General features: G+C 42.3%; 1 tRNA gene and 1 rRNA gene. Both read left to right on the forward strand.

Annotated elements, in window-relative coordinates:
- Positions 1 to 25 precede the first annotated feature (25 nt).
- Positions 26 to 102 (forward strand) — tRNA-Ile (locus JK636_RS15350).
- Between the two features lie 158 nt (positions 103 to 260).
- Positions 261 to 686 (forward strand): 23S ribosomal RNA (locus JK636_RS15355); the annotation flags it as partial.

The following is a 686-nucleotide window of genomic DNA, read 5'->3' on the forward strand; positions in this document are numbered from 1 at the left end:
TCGAATCCCTATATCTCCACCACAAGGGCTTATAGCTCAGCTGGTTAGAGCGCACGCCTGATAAGCGTGAGGTCGATGGTTCGAGTCCATTTAAGCCCACCAATTTAATTAAAAATTAATAATTTTTAATTAAATAAATTGTTCTTTGAAAATTGCACAGATTAAAAACAAATCAAATTGTTACTCAAACTAACTACAAACTAGAATGGGTATACAATTTCGCAAGTTGCGTCGAAAGATGTAACTATAAAAATTATAATGGTCAAGCTACGAAGAGCGCATGGTGAATGCCTTGGCACTAGGAGCCGACGAAGGACGCGATAAGCTGCGATAAGCTTTGGGTAGGCGCAAATAGCCAGTGATCCAGAGATTTCCGAATGGGGCAACCCCTACAGTCAAAACTGTGGATCGTGCACTGAATAAATAGGTGTACGAAGGTAACCCAGGGAACTGAAACATCTAAGTACCTGGAGGAAGAGAAAGAAACATCGATTTCCTAAGTAGCGGCGAGCGAAAGGGAAAGAGCCCAAACCAGCTATTTATAGCTGGGGTTGAGGACAGTTCATAAATAAAAGCAGGAGTTAACTGAAGCGAGCTGGAAAGCTCCGCTATAGAGTGTAATAGCCACGTAAGTGAAAACGGAAGCTTTTAGAACTGATCCAGAGTACCACGAGACACGTGAAACC

Source organism: Clostridium rhizosphaerae (genome assembly GCF_016765585.1).
GTDB classification, from domain to species: Bacteria; Bacillota; Clostridia; order Clostridiales; family Clostridiaceae; genus Clostridium_AT; species Clostridium_AT rhizosphaerae.